Annotated in this window: 1 protein-coding gene; it reads left to right on the top strand. The window is 67.0% G+C overall.

Features of this window, described 5'->3' with window-relative positions:
* A partial coding sequence (locus DVK07_RS19645; RefSeq protein WP_147441257.1) for an oligopeptide/dipeptide ABC transporter ATP-binding protein occupies positions 1 to 975 on the top strand: 975 nt, incomplete at both ends.

Below are 975 nucleotides of genomic sequence, written 5' to 3'. Positions count from 1 at the left end.
CTGCGACCGCGTGGCCGTGATGTACGCCGGCGAGATTGTCGAGGAGGGCCCGGTCGAGGAGATATTCTCCAACCCCAGTCACCCCTACACGTACACCCTGTTGGAGTCGATCCCGACCGAGGAGAAAGAGCGGCTGACGCCGATCGAGGGGAACGTCCCCGACCTGATCGACATGCCCGACGGGTGCCACTTCGCGCCGCGGTGCCCGTGGGCCGAGCCGCGGTGCCGCGAGGGTGAGATCCCGTTCCTCCAGCACGGCGGCGACGATGTCGACCACCGGTCGAAGTGCGTCCACGACGAGTTCGATAAGGCCGCGTACGGAACCGCAGGCGTTCAGGCCGACGCGAGATCTCCCACCGGTGACCCGATCGTCGAGGTCCGCGGTATGCGGAAGTATTACCAACAGGAGAACGGCGCGTTTGACCGGGTGTTCGGCGGCGGCGACCCGAGCGTTAAAGCCGTCGACGGAATCGATCTCGACGTCCGTGAGCGGGAGACGCTGGGGCTCGTCGGCGAGTCCGGCTGCGGGAAGTCCACGGCGGGGCGAGCGATCCTCCATCTGGACCCGCCGACTGACGGGACGGTGGTGTTCGCCGGGGAGGACCTCGGGTCGCTCTCGAAGTCTGACCTCCGCAAGCGTCGGAAGGACATGCAGATGGTGTTCCAAGACCCGATGTCGAGCCTCGACCCGCGGATGACCGCCGGCCAGACCATAATGGAGCCGCTGAAGATTCACGATCTCGCCCAGGGGCGTCGACGCGAGCGCGTCTTCGAACTGATGGACGCGGTCGGGCTGGAGCGCGGGCAGTTCGGCCGCTATCCCCACGAGCTCTCCGGCGGCCAGCGCCAGCGGGTCGGCATCGCGCGGGCGCTGGCGGTAGATCCCGACTTCATCGTCGCCGACGAGCCGGTATCCGCGCTCGATGTCTCCGTCCAGGCGCAGATCATCACCCTCTTGGAGGACTTACAAGAGGA

The organism is Halorubrum sp. Atlit-26R, from assembly GCF_003666015.1.
In the GTDB taxonomy this organism is placed as follows: Archaea; Halobacteriota; Halobacteria; order Halobacteriales; family Haloferacaceae; genus Halorubrum.
This window is presented reverse-complemented; position numbering and strand designations above follow the sequence as displayed.